At 44.2% G+C, this 20,383-nt stretch carries 13 protein-coding genes; 9 read left to right on the plus strand and 4 right to left on the minus strand.

Annotated features, from left to right (window positions below):
- Window positions 1-333: 333 nt before the first annotated feature.
- Window positions 334-2,802 (minus strand): ATP-dependent Clp protease ATP-binding subunit, encoded by a 2,469-nt coding sequence (locus QUB14_RS10780; protein WP_190662089.1) that lies wholly within the window; start codon window positions 2,800-2,802, stop codon window positions 334-336.
- Between the two features lie 429 nt (window positions 2,803-3,231).
- On the opposite strand from QUB14_RS10780, the gene QUB14_RS10785 reads away from it, so the two are divergent.
- Window positions 3,232-8,580 carry an AAA family ATPase gene (locus QUB14_RS10785; RefSeq protein ID WP_333216942.1) on the plus strand — a complete coding sequence of 1,783 codons (5,349 nt, stop codon included), beginning with the start codon at window positions 3,232-3,234 and terminating at the stop codon, window positions 8,578-8,580.
- A 4-nt stretch (window positions 8,581-8,584) separates the two neighbouring features.
- Here QUB14_RS10785 and QUB14_RS10790 read toward each other — a convergent pair whose 3' ends face one another.
- A complete protein-coding gene (locus tag QUB14_RS10790) occupies window positions 8,585-9,151 on the minus strand; it encodes a hypothetical protein (protein ID WP_333216944.1) in 567 nt (188 codons plus the stop codon).
- Between the two features lie 122 nt (window positions 9,152-9,273).
- Between QUB14_RS10790 and QUB14_RS10795 the strand changes: the two genes are divergently transcribed.
- From QUB14_RS10795 to QUB14_RS10805, 3 genes are all read left to right on the plus strand, one after another.
- The gene (locus QUB14_RS10795; protein WP_333216946.1) at window positions 9,274-10,287 is read left to right on the plus strand and encodes a hypothetical protein; all 1,014 of its coding nucleotides are present in this window, start codon (window positions 9,274-9,276) and stop codon (window positions 10,285-10,287) included.
- A 451-nt stretch (window positions 10,288-10,738) separates the two neighbouring features.
- Complete coding sequence (locus tag QUB14_RS10800) at window positions 10,739-11,839, plus strand: glycosyl transferase (RefSeq protein ID WP_333216948.1); 1,101 nt, start codon at window positions 10,739-10,741, stop codon at window positions 11,837-11,839.
- Window positions 11,840-11,942: 103 nt separating this feature from the next.
- Window positions 11,943-12,359: a secondary thiamine-phosphate synthase enzyme YjbQ gene (locus tag QUB14_RS10805; RefSeq protein WP_333216950.1), complete on the plus strand. Its 417-nt coding sequence runs from the start codon at window positions 11,943-11,945 to the stop codon at window positions 12,357-12,359.
- Here QUB14_RS10805 and QUB14_RS10810 read toward each other — a convergent pair.
- The gene (locus tag QUB14_RS10810; protein ID WP_333216952.1) at window positions 12,346-12,861 is read right to left on the minus strand and encodes a heme-binding protein; all 516 of its coding nucleotides are present in this window, start codon (window positions 12,859-12,861) and stop codon (window positions 12,346-12,348) included. The two genes, QUB14_RS10805 and QUB14_RS10810, sit on opposite strands and share 14 nt — an antisense overlap.
- 421 nt (window positions 12,862-13,282) lie before the next feature.
- Between QUB14_RS10810 and QUB14_RS10815 the strand changes: the two genes are divergently transcribed.
- Window positions 13,283-14,485: an EAL domain-containing response regulator gene (locus QUB14_RS10815; protein ID WP_333216954.1), complete on the plus strand. Its 1,203-nt coding sequence runs from the start codon at window positions 13,283-13,285 to the stop codon at window positions 14,483-14,485.
- A 53-nt stretch (window positions 14,486-14,538) separates the two neighbouring features.
- Window positions 14,539-15,384 (plus strand): prohibitin family protein, encoded by an 846-nt coding sequence (locus QUB14_RS10820; RefSeq protein WP_333216956.1) that lies wholly within the window; start codon window positions 14,539-14,541, stop codon window positions 15,382-15,384.
- Window positions 15,385-15,505: 121 nt separating this feature from the next.
- On the opposite strand, the gene QUB14_RS10825 is transcribed toward QUB14_RS10820, so the two are convergent.
- Complete coding sequence (locus QUB14_RS10825; protein WP_333216958.1) at window positions 15,506-16,435, minus strand: LysR family transcriptional regulator; 930 nt, start codon at window positions 16,433-16,435, stop codon at window positions 15,506-15,508.
- Between the two features lie 392 nt (window positions 16,436-16,827).
- Between QUB14_RS10825 and QUB14_RS10830 the strand changes: the two genes are divergently transcribed.
- The 3 genes from QUB14_RS10830 to QUB14_RS10840 all read left to right on the plus strand — a co-directional run bounded on the left by QUB14_RS10830 (window position 16,828) and on the right by QUB14_RS10840 (window position 19,924).
- Entirely contained in the window at window positions 16,828-18,267 is a 1,440-nt protein-coding gene (locus QUB14_RS10830; RefSeq protein WP_333216960.1) for an APC family permease, read from the plus strand.
- Between the two features lie 269 nt (window positions 18,268-18,536).
- A complete protein-coding gene (locus QUB14_RS10835; RefSeq protein ID WP_333216962.1) occupies window positions 18,537-19,241 on the plus strand; it encodes a cadmium resistance transporter in 705 nt (234 codons plus the stop codon).
- Between the two features lie 20 nt (window positions 19,242-19,261).
- Window positions 19,262-19,924 (plus strand): cadmium resistance transporter, encoded by a 663-nt coding sequence (locus QUB14_RS10840; RefSeq protein WP_333216964.1) that lies wholly within the window; start codon window positions 19,262-19,264, stop codon window positions 19,922-19,924.
- Window positions 19,925-20,383 lie beyond the last annotated feature (459 nt).

Genomic DNA, 20,383 nt, shown 5'->3' on the forward strand with positions numbered 1-20,383 from the left:
TTCGGCTGTAAATTTCCCTCAGTTTTTTGTTGCTTGACCAATTTTTGAACTAAGCTTTTACTGACGGAAAATATGGCGGCTGTTTTTCTGATCGACAGCTTCTGTTCTTGATGGGCTGCTACTATTTTTTTTCGCAAATCAACTGAATATGCTTTCATTGATGTATTTTTAGAATCTCTTCTTATTGTACCTCATAACAGCCGGAAGTGCTGTATAAGGATTTAGAGCTTGCCTAAAGTTGCTTTTTTTTAACCAGTATTTTTTAATGAAAAACCCGGTTTCTCAGAGAAACCGGGTTTTTAATCAACAGTATTTATCCGTCTGTAGAGGGCATTAATGGCTCAATGCAAATTCTGGCAATTTAGGCTCAGATGGACCATCGGGCACTACCTTAACCTGACCGTTTTCATCCACATCAACGATCGCCTTTTGGCCGTCTTTCAGCTTCCCAGAGAGCATTTCCTCAGCCAGTACATCTTCCAACAACCGCATGATTGCGCGGCGCAAAGGTCGAGCACCGTAGCTGGGATTGTAGCCTTCTGTAACTAACAAGTCCTTGAACCGATCCGTCACCGACAAAGTAATACCCTGTTCGGTTAAGCGGCTGAAGACTTGCTGCAACATGATGTCCGCAATCTGCTTCACTTCTTCCCTGTTCAACTGGCGGAAGACGATAATCTCATCCAAGCGGTTGATAAATTCGGGACGGAAAACCTGTTTCAGTTCTTCGTTTACTAAGCTGCGAACGCGGTTGTACTGACCGTCTGCGGCACTTTCAGCAAACTCGAAACCGAGACCGCCGCCGCCTTTTTCAATCACTCGCGAACCGATGTTGGAGGTCATGATCAGCAGTGTATTCTTAAAGTCAACTGTCCGACCTTTAGCATCCGTCAAGCGGCCGTCTTCCAAGATTTGCAGCATCATGTTGAAGACATCCGGGTGAGCTTTTTCGATTTCGTCGAACAAGATGACCGTGTAAGGACGGCGCCGGACTGCTTCTGTTAGTTGGCCACCTTCGTCGTAGCCGACGTAACCGGGAGGCGAACCGATGAGTTTAGAAACCGTGTGGCGTTCCATGAATTCGGACATATCTAACCGAATCATGGCTTCTTCGGAACCGAAGAAATAAGTTGCCAATGCTTTTGTAAGTTCCGTTTTGCCGACGCCTGTGGGGCCGGAAAAGATGAAACTGGCGATCGGGCGATTGGGATTTTTCAAGCCTACCCGTGCGCGACGGATAGCCCGAGAAACTGCGCTGACAGCTTCTTCTTGACCGATCAAGCGCTGGTGCAAAGTATCTTCCATGTGCAGCAGCAATTCCGATTCGGATTCTGTCAGCTTGCTGACCGGTACTCCCGTCCAATTAGCCACGATGTGGGCGATGTCTTCCTCGGTGACGATGGGAGAAGTTTTGAGCTGACTTTTATTGATCGTAGCTTCGGCGATTTCGGCTTCAATTTCTAATTCGCGATCGCGCAATTTTCCAGCTTTGTCGAAGTCTTGCTCGCGCACTGCTGCATCTTTTTCTTTTGTTACTGCAGGCAGTTGCTTTTTGAGTTCTTTAACTTCGGGCGGAGTTTGTGAATTCATCACGCGGACGCGGGAACCTGCTTCGTCAATTAAGTCGATCGCCTTGTCTGGCAAAAACCGATCGTTAATGTACCTGTCTGACAGTGTAGCCGCTGCTTCTAAAGCTGCGTCGGAAATTGTCAGTCTGTGATGCTGTTCGTAAGCCGATCGCAACCCGTACAATATTTCTATTGTTTCAGCCACGCTCGGTTCACCGACTTTGATCGGTTGGAAGCGGCGTTCTAAGGCAGCGTCGCGCTCGATGTGCTTGCGATATTCCTCCAAGGTAGTGGCGCCGACACACTGCAATTCGCCTCTAGCAAGGGCTGGTTTGAGCATATTGGAGGCGTCCATGCTGCCTTGAATTGCGCCTGCACCGACTAAGGTGTGAATTTCATCGATGACCAGAATGATGTTGCCTGCAGCGCGAATTTCGGCCATGATTTTCGTTAGCCGTTCCTCAAATTCGCCGCGGAACTTTGTACCAGCAATCAGCGAACCCATATCGAGGCTGATTACTTGTTTGTCTTCTAAAATTTCCGGGACGTTTCTATTAACAATCCGCTGGGCTAGGCCTTCGGCGAGGGCGGTTTTGCCTACTCCCGGTTCGCCTACTAACACAGGATTGTTCTTCGTGCGGCGACCGAGCACTTGGATCACGCGCTCGATTTCATTTTCGCGGCCCACTACGGGGTCGAGTTTGCCGGCTGCGGCTAACTTGGTCAGGTTTGTGCCGAATTCTTCTAAAGTCGGGGTTTTGCGATCGCCGCTATCTCCCCTACCTCCGGGTACCGCCGCGACTTCTCCCACGGCACGAATTACCTGTGTGCGGACTCTCTGGCGATCGATCCCCAAGTTTTGCAGCACCTTCGCCGCCACCCCTTCATCGTCCTGAATCAGCCCCAGCAGGATGTGCTCGGTACCGATGTAATTGTGGCCTAACTGCCGCGCTTCGTTCAGCGCCGTCTCAAAAATGCGCTTGACGCGGGGCGTAAAAGGAATTTCAGGCGGGAGGAACCCGGAACCTCTACCGATGATATTTTCGATTTCATTGCGCGCCTCTTTCAAGTTGAGGCCCATATCCAGTAATACTTTTGCAGCGATGCCAGTGCCTTCGCCGACGAGTCCCAGAAGAATTTGCTCGGTGCCTACAAAATTGTGACCGAGGCGCCGCGCTTCCTCTTGGGCTAGCATGATTGCTTTAATGGCTTGTTCTGTAAAGCGTTCAAACATATTTTTTCTATCCTACTGTCTGGGCGAGGGCTGTATCGCTGCTGGTGAGGAGCGATTTGGAACACTACACAAATTATAGATGTAAATTTTTGTGTATTTCGTTCTCTAACAATGTATCTTGCTAAGGGAGGAGGGACAGTGGGGAGAGCCGAATAGTAGGGGTGTGGTTGCCGTCCGCTGTCGATCGGATATTAATTGAGAATAATAGTAGCAAAATGGCTTGATTGCATAAATACTATCATTTTATGTACAAGTTGTATTCTTGTTTGAGCAAATAAAGCTTGATTTTTGTTGGCCTAAGTACATGGTTTAATTAAGCATATAACAGTTGCCATGTCAAGACTTTTGACGGTTGAGGGTGGTCGTGTCCTCAGTCAACAGCGAACAGCGACTCGAATCAGATATATTTGCAACTCTCAGGAGAACTCCATGCAATTTCTCTCCCAATACCAAATCCACTGCACTCTCCACGAAGGTATCGAAACGATTATTTATCGAGGAAAAATCCCCACCCACCAGGATACAACCGTACTCAAAATCCTGAAAGCTGAATATCCCACCCTTGATGCAATTACCCGGATCAAGCACGAGTATCGCATTCGCCAACATTTAGACCATCCGGGTCTCGTTAAAGTCATTAGCCTAGAAACCTTTGACAACCGTCTCGGCTTGCTTTTAGAAGACTTTGAGGGCGAATCTCTCGATCGCCTCATGTCCAGAAAAAAGCTCGAAGTCATCACCTGTTTGAGGTTTGGCATCCAACTCATAAAAACCTTAGAATATCTACACCTTCAAAAAATTATTCACAAAGATATTAAGCCGAGTAATATCATCATCAACAGCCAAACAGGAATTATTAAACTGACCGATTTCGGGATTGCTTCACGATTAACCAAAGAAAATCCCCAAATTAATAATATTAACTCGCTAGTCGGTACTTTTGCTTATATGTCTCCCGAACAAACCGGGAGAATGAACCGCACCCTCGACTACCGCACCGACTTTTATTCTCTCGGTATTACCTTATATGAAATGCTGACAGGTCAATTACCATTTATGAGTAACGACCCGTTAGAGATAGTTTACAGTCACATAGCATCTCAAGCAATTGTACCCCATCAAATTAATTCAGAGATTCCACCAGCCATCTCACAAATTGTGATGAAACTGATTGCCAAAAATGCCGAGCAGAGATATCAAAGTGCGGGCGGATTGCTGGCAGATTTAGAAATTTGTTTAAATCAGTTAGAAACTACCGGCAAGATAGTCGATTTTACGCCGGGAAACTTAGATATATTGAGTCAGTTGTTGATTCCTCAAAAATTGTACGGTCGGGAAACACAAGTCAGTCAACTATTAGCAGCATTTGAACGTGTAGCTAATCCTTGCGAGGAAATTTCTTCTCCTTCCCAAATTGAACTGATCCTAGTTTCTGGTTATGCAGGTATAGGCAAATCGGCCGTAGTTAGCGAAATTCAAAAACCCATCACCCGACAGCGGGGTTATTTTATTTCAGGTAAATTTGACCAATTCAAGCGGAATATACCTTACGCATCTTTAATTCAAGCTTTTCAATCTTTGATCCAGCAATTACTTGCCGAAAATAGCAAAAAAATACAAGATTGGCAACATCAACTTTTAGTCGCACTAGGCAATGCCGGACAAGTAATTATTGACGTGATTCCCGAACTAGAATTGGTAATTGGCAAACAGCCTGCAGTTCCCGACCTGGCCCCAACAGAAGCACAAAACCGCTTTAACAGGCTATTCAAAGAATTTATCCACGTATTCGCACAAAAAGAGCATCCATTAGTCATATTTCTCGATGACTTGCAGTGGTCAGATTCAGCGACCTTGAAATTAATGGAATTGCTGGCAACTGACCCAGACAGCAAATATTTACTATTAATTGGAGCCTATCGAGATCGTGAAGTTAGCTCTACACATCCTTTAATGCAAACAGTAGAGTACCTTGAACAAACGGGGACTATTATCAACAAATTGGTGCTGCAACCTCTTTCTTTAGCCCAGGTAACTGAGTTAATTTCGGAGACGTTGAATGACTCAGAAAGAATTCACCCCTTAGCGGAGTTAATTTGGAATAAAACTGGTGGTAATCCTTTTTTCGTGACGCAATTGCTCAACACTCTTTATCAAGAACAACTTTTGAAATTTGACTTTACCCGGCTGCTGTCTACCGGAATAAAAGGGCAGTGGCAGTGGAACATTGAGGATATTCAAGCTATTGGTATTACAGATAAGAGTGTAGTTGAACTGGTAGCCAGTCGCATTCAAAAACTGCCAGAGATTACACGAGAAGTTTTGAAATTAGCCGCTTGTGTTGGGGACAATTTCACTCTAGATGTTCTCTCTACTGTCAACGCAAAATCTCCATCAGCCACTGCTACGGAACTCTGGGATGCTTTGCAAGCGGGGTTAATACTTCCCTTGAATGAGAGTTACCTTATTCCTTTATTTTTAGATCGAGAATCAGCCGTTAATTTAAATTTCAATTCTTCGCGAGTCGGCTATAAATTCTTGCACGATCGCGTCCAGCAAGCTGCCTATTCGCTGATTCCTGATGATGAGAAGAAAGCCACTCATCTTAGCATCGGTAAATTGCTACTTGAAAATACGCCACCCGATAAAGTAGAAGAGAGAATTTTTGATATTATTAACCAGTTGAATGTAGGAATTGATTGTCTCACCCAGCAATCAGAAAAAGATGAATTAGCAGGATTAAATTTAATGGCTGGGCATAAGGCAAAAGCAGCTAACGCTTACGAACCCGCTGTTAAGTATTTGAATGTGGGAATTTCCTTATTAGCACCTGATAGCTGGGTTCGTAACTATGACATGACGCTGCGGCTGTATGTAGAGACGCTGGAAGCGGAATATTTAAACACCAACTTTGAGCAAGCAGAAGTTTTGGCAGAAGTGGTTTTGCGATCGGCTAAAAACCAGCTTGACATAGTGAAAGTGTATCAGCTAAAGATCCTCTTTTATCAGGCTCAAAGCCAGATGCTAAAAGCGGTTGAAACAGGTCTAGAAGTGCTGGAAATGCTGGGAGTCAACCTATTAGATCAGCAAACCATTGCAGTGCCAAAATTGCCGCGAATTGAGGAATTAGAAAACCTGCCAGTTATGACAGATCCTTATCAACTGGCAGCTATGGAAATCCTGACAGCCCTCTATCCTCCTGCTTATATTGCCAAACCAGAAATTGTGTCCTCCCTCGTCTTGACTATGGTCAATCTTTGTATTGATCGCGGTCATTCAGCATTAGCTACTTTTCCCTATACTCTTTATGGAACGATCCTATGTGGCATCGAAGGCGACATCGAAGCTGGCTACTACGCTGGGCTAATCGCTTTAAAGCTGCTAGAACAATTTAATGCTACCCAACAGAAAGCTAAGGTTTCTGTAATGTTTAATGGTCATATAAGAATCTGGAAAGAGTCTACTAAGAATACACTTGCTTCCTTTCTAGAAGGAAGGAGTTTTGGTGTGGAAAGTGGTGACTTAGAATGGGCAATTTATAATTCTAAGCACTATATTGCTAATTTATTTGTGGTGGGAGAACCCCTAGATTTTGTAAAAGAAAAACAAACCATTTATATGGAATTTTTGATAAAAAATAAGCACGAATTTGCCATAGGTTATGCTAAAATCTGGCAAGTAATTGCTTCAAGTTTAAGAAGCAAAACAGCAGAGCAATTACGATTAGTTAGCGGCAGGTTGGATGAACCTGCTGTGATGTCGCGTTGGCAGAAAGAAAATAATCGAATGTCGCTGTTTGCAGCTTATGTTGCTAAATTGATGCTGCTTTATTTATTTAAAGATTATGCTCCGGCTGTTGCCTGCGGTAGATTAGCGGCAGAATACGCAGATGGGGCGATCGGCTTAATCACTGTTGGGGTACACAATTTCTACTATTCGCTGGCACTCCTCGCTCACTATCCTCACAGTGACAATCAAGAAGCATCCCTAGCTATTGTTAACTCTAATCAGCAACTTATGAAAAAGTGGGCATACCATGCACCCATGAATTATCAGCATAAATACGAGTTAGTCGAAGCAGAAAAAGCGCGAGTTATCAACGATAAACTTGGCGCCATGGATTATTATGACTTAGCTATTAAAGGAGCTGCTGCTAACGGTTACATCCACGAAGAAGCATTAGCTTATGAATTAGCTGGAGAGTTTTATCAATCTTTGGATAAAGAGATAAGTGCTCGAGCTTATCTGACCAAAGCTTATTATGCTTACATCCGCTGGGGAGCTACAGCCAAAGTTAAAGACTTAGAATCCCGTTATCATTATTTAGTTGAGCGCCATCAAGACGTAATACATAAAAAAAATGTTATCAGCACTGCCAAAACTACTATGAACAATAGTTTGGTGCTGGATTTTTCAACAGTTGTCAAAGCATCACAAGCTGTTTCGAGCGAAATTATTCTCAGCCGCTTGCTAGAGAAACTCGTACAGCTTGTAAAAGAAAACGCAGGCGCTCACAAAGTATTATTTCTTGCCAATACAGGTAATCAATTATTCATAGAAGCTGGACTTACAGGTCAGTTTAATGATGTAACCGTGTTACAATCTCTCCCGATTGCCGAATCCGATCTCCTCCCACTTTCATTGATTAACTATGTAGAAAGAACCCAAAAATACTTGGTTTTAGATGATGCTACCCGAGCCGAGCAATTCCAATTCGACCCTTATATTGCGACCAATCAACCCCTATCTATCCTCGTATTGCCAATTATCCATCAAGGCAACCTTACGGGAATTTTTTATCTAGAAAATAATTTAACAAAAGGTGCTTTTACTAGCGACAGGCTAGAAATTTTGGGAATCCTGTCTGCACAAGCAGCTATTTCTCTAGAAAATGCTCGTTTTTATAGTATTCTGGAAACGCGAGTGGCCCAAAGAACTGAGAATTTGCATACTGCATTGGAAGAACTGCGCCACACTCAATTGCAGCTAATTCAAAGTGAAAAAATGTCCAGTTTAGGGCAAGTAGTTGGGGGAATTGCTCACGAAATTAATAACCCGATTAACTTTATTTATGGAAATTTATATTACACCAATGAATACGCTGAAAACTTACTACATCTACTACGTTTATACCAAAAAACTTACCCTAATCCCGTGCGAGAAATAGTAAATGAAACAGAGCAAATAGATTTAGATTTTTTAATGAATGATTTCACTAAAATGATAGATTCAATGAGAGTGGGCGCGGCGAGAGTTCGCGATATTGTGCTGTCGCTGCGAAACTTTTCTCGCCTAGATGAATCAGATAGAAAATGGGTTAATATCCACGAAGGTATCGACAGCACGTTGATGATTTTGGATCACAAATTACTTAATATTCAAGTGATCAAGGAGTACGGCAATTTGCCTTTAGTGAACTGCTATCCGGGAGAAATTAATCAGGTATTTATGAATGTATTGACCAATGCGATTGATGCTTTTTGTGGCGAAAGAGGGAGTGAAGTTGACTCGAAACACACTCCGACAATCCAGATTTGCACTGAAGTCGCGGAAGGAAATCAAGTAGCGATTCGCATTGTTGATAATGGTGTGGGGATGAATTCGGAGGTGCTGGGTAAAATATTCGATCCGTTTTTTACTACTAAACCGGTAGGTAAGGGGACTGGTTTGGGATTATCTATCAGTTATCAAATTGTGGTAGAACAGCATGGAGGAAAGTTAATTTGCAAGTCGGAACCTGGAGAGGGCAGCGAGTTTACTATACTGTTGCCGTCTTGATGAATTAAAGCCATCGTGAAAGCAACTGTTCAATTACTTCCACAAAGCCGATCGCAATTTGGATCAATGGCCAGCCCACAAAACAAATTAACACCGCCCAGCGAGTTTGAATATCCAAACCTTGGCGAACCGCCACAATTACAGCTAGCAAACTCCAGACCGCTAATATCCGCTCTATTCCTTCTCCCAGCAAGGGAATTAGCGTTAAAAAATTCAGCACCTGGGGGGCGTAAGCAAAGCCGATCGGAACCAACAACTCGCCATAATTTACGTGCCCCGGCTTCAGCCACTCCCCGATTTTAAAGATAGTGAAAGTCCAAAAATAATAACCCCCCGCGACTGCCAAACCCTCTATGAAAAGTCCTAGAAATATTACTGATAGCTCAGTTCGGTTGATTAACAAGATGATAGCACTGCCCAACACGCGGGACAGCGCAGCTAACATTACAATTGTTAAAGCTATTCGCTTAGTTCTGCCAGTGTAGGGAGTTTTTTCGTAAAAATTGCCGTTCAAAGAAAGTGCGTTCCAAAGCGTTGCCCCCAAACCTGCAATTGAATCTTCTCCCTTCACGTTGAACTCCTGCTCCTCAAGATAGTTGACAACTTTTACAAAATAAGCTCTAATACAGCAGAATCACCGAACTAATTCTAGGTAATTAGGTAATTAATTGGCATTCTACCAGATTTTATTAAATGCTAAGATTGATTTTACGGATACTTGCATGGCTGCGCGGGGGAAGTTTAAATTTGTTGATCGTCGCCGGTGTAATCCTGGTAATTTGGGGCATTCTTTCGCCGGTGGGGACTGTTATATGGTGGCTGAATCAAAATGCCGAAACTTTTGGTATCAAGAAAAATTCGCCGGAGATATTGCCCTCTAAGAAGGGCAATCTAGAAGCGCGTAAGTCTTCGCCACTCAATTGTTATATCATCTTTTTACCGGGAGTTGGCGATTTTTCGGGGGATGAATTAACCCCTGGTGAAGAGTTTTTTCTCAAGCGTTTAGTTAAAAGTCACCCGCAGTGCGTAGCAGTGGGCGATGTTTTTCCTTATTCAGCGTCTAACAAAAGTTTAGGAGGAGAGCGGTGGCTAGCTCCTTTTTGGCGGTTTGCAGAACAGGCAAAAAGCGGGCCGATTGCGGGGGATATATTCATCAAAATTCGCAATCTCTGGAGGTTTGCAATTTCTCTAGATTATCGCTACGGCTTTGCATACAATCAGGGAATGGCTAATGCAATTATCGATCGCATGAATGCTCAATCTCCCATTTCAGTTAATTCTCAACAACCTTTGAAAGTTATTTTAATTGGCACTAGCGGCGGCGCACAAGTTGCTTTGGGTGCTACTCGCTATCTTAAAGAATGGCTGAAGGCAGAAATTACGGTTGTTTCGGTTGGGGGCGTGTTTTCGGGACAAAATGGTTTTGCAGAGGCCGATCGCATTTTCCACTTTCGCGGCACTCGCGATTCAATTGAGGATATTGGCGGCATAGTTTTTCCGAGTCGCTGGTACTGGTACGCGACTTCTCCTTTCAATCAAGCTCGTTTGCAAGGCCGCTATGCAGAAGCTTTGAGTGGCCCTCACAAGCACGACGGCGATGATGGATATTTTGGGGAAAACCTGACGGCGGACGGTAAAAAGTATGTAGATATAACCCTGGACAAGATTAATCAATTGCCTGTTTGGTCTGAGGGCGCGTCCGATTGATGGGTTCGGGCATATTCGATGCCTATACAATTATAATTAAGTTAGGAGGAAAAATTTTAGTTTTAATTTATTCATAAAGAGAGGAGTGGCGGCCATCATTAAAAACTAATTTTATTATAGTCAATAATAATAATAAAACTCTTCTGGGCAGTTGCTCAGAGCAACGCCAGGAATATATAGCAATCCTTGCAGCAGTCGTAAATTTTTGACCCCACCCCAACCCTCCCCTTATCAAGGGGAGGGAGTAAGAAATTCACAAATGATTTAGGATGGCTATACAAGTTAAATACACAACCGCTTAGTCATTAGTCATTCCTTATTAATTGTGTCATTGTTCGTTGTGCGTCGCTTGAAGCTTGGCCTTGCTGGCTTCCCGTCTCTACCTCCAATTCCCGATGCCCGATGCCCGATGCCCGATGCCCGATGCCCAATTCCCCATTCCCTATTATCAATGTCTCGACCAACATTATATATTGCCATCACGAATCACGGATTCGGCCACGCTGTCCGAGTCTGCTGCGTAGCTGCCAAAATTCAAGAGTTAAATCCAGATATTTTACTAATTATCACAACAACAGCACCTCGCTGGCTGCTAGACTCTTACATTGGCGGCGACTTTATCCACCGTCCCCGCGCTTTTGATGTGGGTGTCGTGCAAGCTGACAGTTTGAATATGGATAAAGACGCGACGCTGGAAAAATTGCGGGAAATTCGGAAAAAGCAAAATTCGCTAATTGCGAGCGAAGTTAATTTTATCAAGCAAAATCGGGTGGGTTTGGTGCTGGCAGACATTCCTCCTTTGGCAACGCGAATGGCGGCAGCGGCTGGGGTTCCTTGCTGGATGATGAGCAATTTCGGGTGGGATTTTATCTATCGAGATTGGGGCGGGGAGTTTGCAGAAATGGCCGATTGGATTGCTGAATGTTTCGGAATGTGCGATCGGCTTTTTCGTCTTCCTTTACACGAACCGATGGCAGCTTTCCCAAATATTCAAGATGTTGGCTTAACTGGCGGCAATCCTCGCTACAGTAACGACCACGTTCGGGAAGTATTCGGAATAGAAACACCGCTGGAAAAAACTGTATTGTTAACTTTCGGCGGGCTGGGTTTAGAGGAAATTCCTTATCAAAATTTACAGCTATTTAGCGACTGGCAATTTATTACTTTTGATGCGGGAGCTCCCGATTTGCCGAATTTGATTTATGTTAAAAATCAGGAGTTTACACAATCTTTCCCGATTTTACTGCGTCCGGTTGATATTATGCCTGTCTGCGGGCGCTTAGTTTCTAAACCGGGATACAGCACTTTTGCGGAAGCTTTGCGCTTGGAAATACCTGTTATTTCTATAATGAGAGAAGGTTTTGCAGAAGCTCCGGTGTTGCTGGAATGGCTTCAAAATTATGCGGAACATCAAATTTTGACGGCGGCGGAGTTTTTTGAGGGGGATTGGGAGTTTTTGCGACAACCGCTGCATCCGCCCTGTTTGTCGGATAAATTAGATAAAAATGGTACGGAGGCGATCGCCCAAGCTGTTGTAGACTATTTTTCATAAGTGCGATTAGAAATCGATCTTACACAAACAAAGTCTACCTCCGCCGACTGAAGAGTTTTGCATCAGTCTCATCCAAAATCTAAAATCTAAAATCTAAAATCGAATGAATCACTATCAACAGATACTCAAGATTCAAACTACAGGGAAATCTCTGTGCAAAATCACTCCTAAGATAGAAGAGGCGGTGGCGACTTCAGGTATTAAGACGGGACTGTGTAGCTTATTTTTGCGCCATACTTCTGCTAGTTTGGTGATTCAAGAAAATGCTGACCCAGATGTACTTAAGGATTTGGCTAACTTTTTGGCTAAACTGGTACCGGAGGGCGATCGCTACATTCACGATGCGGAAGGTCCAGATGATATGCCAGCCCACATTCGCACTGCGCTGACTCATACTTCTGAACAAATCCCGATCGATCGCGGCAGGTTGCTGTTAGGAACTTGGCAGGGAATTTACCTGTGGGAACACCGCCAGCGGGGTCACATTCGCGAATTAGTTGTTCACGTCAGCGGCACTTGATCGGAATTTGTACCTCGCTGATTTTAGTTGCTTCCGGCGTCATCGGGGAATTGTAAAAAAAGCGGCGCGGCGGCCCGACTATTTCGTATTCGGGATGTTCTTGAAGCCAATCTTTGAGTTTCTGGAGGTTATTTTCGTAGCTTTCCCAAGTGTAGGCCCCGCGCACGCCGATGCTGACAACCGTCATCGGCGAAGTATCTGTGACTTCTACAGCGGAGTTAACGCTGCTGGGGGCGATATTTGGTGCGGGATAGAGGAACGAAACTTTTGCTTCGGGAACCGCATCGATTTGCCCGGAAGTTTCGGTGTAGCGCGCTTCTACTGGCGTTGTCATCGCAATTTGGTTGTTGCTGATGTGTTGAAATAAGGGATTGAAGGCGATGCCAGTTGCTTGTCGCAAATCGCCCGCGTGGGTGTAGGTGACAGCGCGGTAGTGAGGATATTGCTTAACTTCTATGACTCCAATCTGTGCGGGTTCAGGAAATCCAGTAGGTAATACCATTTGAGATTTAAAAGTTTAGATTTTACATTGAATAATGGGGAAAGACTGACTCCGCAAGGGTTTGGAAGTTGCTTGCAGTTGCATTATTTTTGACAACTGGTATAAATAGGCTGAGATTGTTTGCAGACAATCGTTCAGGCGGCACAATTAGTTTAGCAGTTATTTAAGGCGCTGCTAACTGTCGATCGCCTAGAATTAGTTGAGAGATTATTAATTAACCTCGTAATAATACGGACGGCACTGAGTAAGCAGAGAAACATTAATCTAGTTGTGCTTGAAAAATTAGCGTTTTTCAGGTGTTTGCTATTTGTGTCGGAAAATATTCCGCTGTTGGGCCGATCGAGCTGTGCGTTCTCAGTTATTGGGACGCTTATGGCGTTCAGTAACGCCTATCAATTATACCGCTTTCAGGGAATGACGTATGAAAAAAATTCTAGTGATTGAGGACGAGCAACTAATTCGCGAGAATATTCTCAAACTCCTCAAAGCTGAAGGTTTCGACGTGACGGGTGCAGAAAATGGAGCACAAGGTTTATATGCGGCGGTGTCAAATGTTCCCGACGTGATTATTTGCGATGTGATGATGCCAGAACTTGACGGGTATGGGGTGCTGGTGGCCTTGCGATCTAATCCTGTTACTGCTACAGTACCTTTTGTTTTTCTCACCGGTAAAGCCGATCGCTCTGAAATGCGGCAAGGTATGGAATTGGGAGCAGATGATTACCTGACTAAACCCTTTAGTAAAGCTGAACTTGTGGGCGCGATATCGAGCCGCTTGAAAAAACAAGAAGCTGTCGCCGAACAGTACAATACTTTGCGAGGGCAAGGCAGCGAATTTATCCAAAATACTGCCGACAAATTAGAGCCGATAAAAACCCGTTTGTGCAATGCACTGGAACGAGAAGAATTCCAAGTTTACTATCAGCCGCAAGTCAATGTCCAGACAGGTAAAATTATAAGTGCAGAAGCTTTAGTGCGCTGGCTGCATCCAGAAAAAGGGCTGATTTCGCCCGCAGAATTTATTCCGGCGGCCGAAGAAACTGGCTTCATTGTACCGTTAGGCGAGTGGGTGTTGCAGACAGCTTGCAGACAAATGCAAGTTTGGCAAAATGCTGGTTTTCCGCTCCGAATAGCGGTAAATCTGTCGGCGCGCCAATTTCGCCAACCGGATCTCAGCAGCAGAGTTGCCCAAATTTTAGCAGAAACTGGTTTGGAAGCGAACAGTTTGGAATTAGAGCTGACAGAAAGTTTGATGGTGGAGGATGCCGAAAGTGCGATCGCGACTTTGCAACACTTGAAAAATTTGGGAGTTTGTATATCTCTTGACGATTTCGGAACTGGTTATTCTTCTTTAAGCTATCTGACGCAATACCCATTCGATACTTTAAAAATAGACCGCTGTTTTATCAGCAAGATCACCGACGGTTGCACAAATGCAGCGATTGTAAAAGCTATTATTGAAATGGCCCACAGTCTCTGTCTTGAGGTAATTGCCGAAGGAGTTGAGACGGAAGCAGAAAAAGATTTTCTCTGGCGCTATAAGTGCGATATGATGCAAGGATATTTGTTCAGTCCTCCTTTGACAGCAGCGGATTTTGAACAGTTGTTGCTCGAAGGCAAATAGAAGAGCGGTTAAGTCAATATTGGTCTTATAATTAAATTCGTTTGGGGTGGAATATGGTTTTAGAATCCAGCAGTAATATTGACTCACTCAAATCAAACACTAAAAAAAATAAGGATTTTTACATAGCTGTTCAACTAGCTCTAGTGATAGTTTTTTTAGCTATATTGTCCAAATTTTTTATCATAGTTAACGCTGGAGAACGGGGAGTGCTGATGCAGTTTGGGAAAGTGCAAGAACAGGTACTAGGAGAAGGAATTCACGTAATATTACCCACAGTTTATACTGTAAAAAAGTTGAGCGTCCGGGTGCAAAAACAGGAAAGTTCCGCTGAAGCTTCCTCAAAAGATTTGCAAGATGTTTTCACGGATGTAGCGCTCAACTGGCACATTATCCCAGAAAAAGCCAATGCTATTTTTCAACAAATAGGTGACGAAAAAGAAGTAGTCGCTCGCATTATCGAGCCGGCAGTTCAAGAAGTATTAAAAGCAGTTATGGCAAAATACACTGCTGAAGAAATTATTACTAAACGCGGAGAAGTTAAAGCCGCAGTTGATGATTATTTGACCTTGAGGCTGGTTACATATTACATTGCCGTTGACGATATCTCTTTAGTACACGTTCACTTTTCTGAGCGATTTAGCGAGGCGGTGGAGGCGAAACAAATTGCCGAACAGGAGGCAAAAAGAGGGGAGTTTTTAGCGCTGAAGGCAGTAAAACAAGCCGAGGCTAAGGTGAATTTAGCTAAGGGAGAAGCCGAAGTGCAAAGGTTGCTGCGGGACAATTTGACTCCTGAACTTTTGGAAAGGCAGGCTATAGAAAAATGGGATGGGAAATTGCCGCTGATTGTTGGTGATGGGGGTAAAAATTTATTGGACTTGAGGCAATTGGTTGAGAGATAATTATAATTCTGGAAGCACGGGGGGCCAGAAACCGGGTGTTTTTACGAAAATAGACGGTGTTTAGCTTTTTATGTCGGTAAAAAACCCGGTTTCTTGAGTATTGGTGGGTAAGTCTGAATTATTAATTAGCAGCACCTTGAGTTAATATCTGTTCAAAAGCTTTAGTAATTCCAGTTTGAAAACGCTGTCGGTGCTTCAGTTTTAAAACAGGTTTAATTATTTCCAGAGCTACATTAGAACTTGGTTGGCTATCTATAATTTTAATCGATCGCAGTGTAGATAGCTGCAATTCTTTTTTTACCATCAATTCAGGAATAGCCGCTGCACCTGTGCCGCTTTCCACCACCGCTTTTACCATTTCACTGCTGTTCAACACTAAAGTTACATTCAATTCCTGGGGATTGATGCCCCAACTTTGCAAAGCTTGTTCCAACATTTGCTGAACTCCAGAACCAGCTTCTCGCATCACCCAATCCGTTTTCGCAATTTCCGCTAAACTCACATCTGCACGTTCAAACCAAGGGTGAGATTTGCCAACTACAATCAGCAAGCGTTCGCTGCCTACAACTTCTTCTTCCAGAGTGCTCTTAAGCGAAGCTTTGATGTCTCCCGTCACTAAACCCAAATCAAATGTTCCCGTCGCCGTCCCCGCACAAATTTCTTCGGCATTTGCAAGAGTACAATTCACGCAAATACCGGGATATTGCTGTTTGAACTTGCTAAGTTTATCAGGCAACCAATAATTGCCAATGGTCAGACTGCAACCCAAGTTTAAATCGCCTCGCTGCAAGTCGTTCAACTCCCGCAAACCTCTTTCAGTCAAAGCAACTTGGTCGAGAATTTTCTGAGTTTCAACTTGCAGCAACTTCCCAGCATCTGTGATTTCGATGCGGCGGCCGATGCGGTGAAATAGTTTTACTCCGTATTGCGCCTCTAAGCTTTGGATTGTCGCACTAACAGCGGGTTGGGTGATGTAAAGTTCCTCCGCCGCGCGGCTGAAGTGCAGGTGTTCCGCGACAGCTAGAAAAACTCGCAGTTGGTCAAGTGTCATTCCGGCCATGCTGAGTACCCTTTTACTAAATACAGTTATTTTTTGAGATTAAAATCTTTGGCGGCTCAGCTTTGACCTGAACTTTTCGATCGACTCTATTGTAGAGGTTGGAATTACCAAAAAAGCACGGTTGCCAGCCGCTATTTGAAGTTTCCTTTTAACGTCAAGGGTTTGAGCTTTTGGGGACAGATAGATCTCGTATTCCAACAGTTATTTTCGGGGCGGCACTGCATCACTTGTATTTATTAATTCGATAAAAAACAACATTTGATTCTACCCCTGAAGAGCCTTAAGGTGATAGTTAAGCTTCTAATGCAGGGCCCGATGCTGAAGCAAGATCGATAAGTTTAAGCCGATCGCCAAAAGTCGATCGACAAAAAGAGAGAAGATAAATGACTAAGAAAACGCCAAAAAATCAGAGTGCACACGGCTTAAAGCCGGACTGCCTCTCATTCGGGGAGGTTTTAGCTCAATCCTTTGCCGTCATTGCACCTACAACTATACCCGCATCTAATATAGGTTTAATCGTCGCTCTTTCAGGAAACGGTGCTTGGCTGAGTTTTGCCATCGGCTTGATGGGCCTAGTATTTGTCAGCATCAATATCAACCAATTTGCAAGTCGATCGGCTTCTGCAGGTTCTCTTTATTCTTACATTGTTAAAGGACTTGGCCCGACTGCCGGCGTAATTTGCGGCTGGAGTTTGGTACTCGCTTATCTATTTACTGCGATGGCCGTTTTGTGTGGTTTTGCCAACTTTACGGGTACTTTCATCGGTCATTTAGGCATCCATCCGTCACCGATTACGCTGTTAGCGATCGGGGCCGGCGTTGCTTGGTATGCAGGTTATAAAGATATCCAACTCTCAGCTATGGCGATGCTGTGGCTGGAGGGAGCATCAGTGGCGGCGATCGCACTTTTAGGAATTATCATCTGGGCGCACAAAGGTTTTGCCTTAGATATGTCGCAACTGACTTTGGAAGGCGTAACTCCCGGCAACATAGCGACGGGACTTGTATTAGTAATGTTTGGTTTCTCTGGTTTTGAAAGTGCTACATCTCTGGGCGACGAAGCGAAAAAACCATTAAAAAATATCCCCAGAGCTGTCATGGGCAGTGCTGTCATGGCAGGCTTATTCTTCGTTCTGATGACCTATATTGAGGTTTTGGGTTTTAGCGGTACTGGAGTTTCTATTACTAATAGTGAAGAACCTCTGACTTTTCTATCGCAACAAGTGGGCATGGGCTGGCTGGGAGAGTTAGTGGCTTTGGGCGCTTTATTTAGCTTTTTTGCTTGCGTGCTCGGCAGCATCAATCCAGCGGCGAGAGTGTTTTTTATGATGGCGCGCCACGGTTTGTTTCACTCTTCATTAGGCGTAGCGCATTCATCTAATAGAACTCCCCACGTTGCAGTAACGATGTGTACATTTATGACATTTTTGGTGCCTGCTGTGATGTCTATGTTTAACATCAAACTGTTCGATTGTATGGGCTATTTGGGGGCAATTTGCAGCTACGGATTTTTAACGGTATACATCTTGATTTCGATCGCAGCTCCGGTTTACCTGCACAAAATTGGTAAATTGCGCGTGCAGGATGTGGTGTTCTCGGTGGCGGCGATCGCATTTATGATGATTCCGATTGCGGGCAGCGTGGGCATTCCAGGCAGCACTATGTTCCCAGTTCCCGAAGCTCCTTACCATGCGTTTCCTTACTTGTTCTTGATGTACTTGGTGCTTACTTGCGGGTGGTTTTTCTTGCAGCGGCGGCGCTATCCGGGACTTGTGGTTTCGATGGAGCAGGGTATTGACGCAATTCATGCCAAATTCGAGTAAGAAAATGCAATTTACGGTGGTGTTCGATTCAATGCAGTCCCCTTCGACAGTGGTGGTTTGTGATTAGCAGTTACCAGTTCGCAGTCAGAACGAATAGTTTTTAGCAAAGGGGTTTTTACTGAGATATTGCAGGATTGTCGATCGGCCTTTCAAGGGCGGACTAGGCTCAACAGCCACAATAAAATTTAATTTTTGTGGAACGGGCATCTTGCCCGTTCCGAAGATACGATCCCAGCAAGTACGAAATAAAAATATGAGGAGACACAGAAATGAATGAATTAGTAACAGCAATTTCTACCGCAATGACAGCTTTTACGGCTACGAATCTAGACGACATTCTGATTCTGCTGCTGTTTTTCTCGCAGGTGAATGCAGTATTTCGGCGCCGGCATATCGTCTTCGGTCAGTTTCTGGGCTTTACTGCACTGGTTTTTGTTAGCCTTCCCGGCTTTTTTGGCCGCTTAATCTTTCCCCCAGATTGGATCGGAATGCTGGGTTTGCTGCCAATTGCGATCGGGCTTAGCCGCTTGCTGAATCCAGAAACTGACGATTCGGAAGCTGAGGCAGAATTAGAGCAATCTGAGAAATCTTTTTTTAGCAGTTTTCTGTCTCCTCAAACTTACAGCGTAGCAGCGGTGACGGTGGCAAATGGGGGCGACAATATCGGGATATATGTGCCGCTTTTTGCTAGCAATACTTTAGAAAGTTTGGCGGTGGTTCTGACTGTATTCTTCGGGATGGTGGGCGTTTGGTGCTACGCTGCTTATCGGTTAATTCAGATGCGGGCGATCGCAGATACTTTGACTCGCTACGGCAATCAGCTTGTGCCTTTTGTTTTAATCGGATTGGGAATGGCGATTCTGGTGAAAAGCGGCACTCTGGCAAGCCCAACTTTAAGTATAATATCTTTAGTCGGTTGTGCTTTCTGTTTGATAACTATGAGCAGAAGTAACGCCAGGGAAACGGAAGTCTAGAAAAATTGCAGGGACAGCACATGAATTGGATTGCAGCAGCGATTATTGCCGGGATTACATCTTTTGCCGCAACCAATATCGACGATATGGTGCTTTCGATGCTGTTCTTCGCCCAGGTAAATGATACTTTCCGCCCCCGGCATATCTTTGTGGGTAAGTACCTCGGATTTGCAGCACTCATCGCTGCTAGTTTGCCGGGTTTTTTTGGCGGTTTAATTGTGCCGAAAGCTTGGATTGGCTTGCTGGGTTTGGTTCCGATCGCGATCGGCATCAGTCACTTAGTCAACAGAGAAAATGAGGAAAATGAGGTACAAGCGGTATCGGGCGAATTTAACCGTCAATCTAATTCATCTGCTGTGTCAAAATTAGCAAATCTTTTCAACCCCCAAACTTTGAATGTGGCTGCGGTAACAGTGGCTAACGGGGGTGACAACATCGGTATTTATTTGCCGCTGTTTGCTAGCAGCGATTTGCCGAGCTTGGTGGTGATTTTGGCGGTTTTCTCGGTGATGGTAGGTGTTTGGTCTTATGCCGCTTACCTGTTAACTCGCCAAAGGGCGATCGCCCGTATTTTGACTCGCTATACCAAGGCTGTTGTCCCTTTTGTCTTGATTGGCTTGGGAATATTCATTCTGATTGAAAGCGGCACTTATCGCCTGCTCCCGGCATTTCAATCTAACTAAGAATTAGCCCCGGTTCCGCTACTTACATCCCTCTATAGGTAGATAGTTTTTCCTAACTTCATAAGTTCTAACTTATCATTTTTACCTTACCAATTGTTTTCTTAAAAGGGTGTCTAAATTACTTGCCATATATCACTAAATATGCTAAGTTAATAATGAACTAATTGACCGAGCTAAAAGCAGCTTCAAACTAATTTAGCCTCGAATTTTTACGAAAGATCAAGCCATATTGTGAGCTAGCCAGTTGCCAGACTTAGGCAAGAATATACCTGTCATTTCACTAAATCCTGTAGTGGTGAATCCAACTCAGCTAAAAACTTGAGGAGGAATCCTTAAAATATCGCCCGAACACTTCGCCACTACCCCACGCCGCTCGACTTTGACAATAGGTCTAATCCTAAAAAACCATAATTTTCGATTCTGCAAAATTTGGTTTCTCAGGCCAACCTGTTAAAGAGA

Origin of the sequence: Microcoleus sp. B3-D2 (assembly GCF_036705345.1) — a bacterium.
In the GTDB taxonomy this organism is placed as follows: Bacteria; Cyanobacteriota; Cyanobacteriia; order Cyanobacteriales; family Microcoleaceae; genus Microcoleus.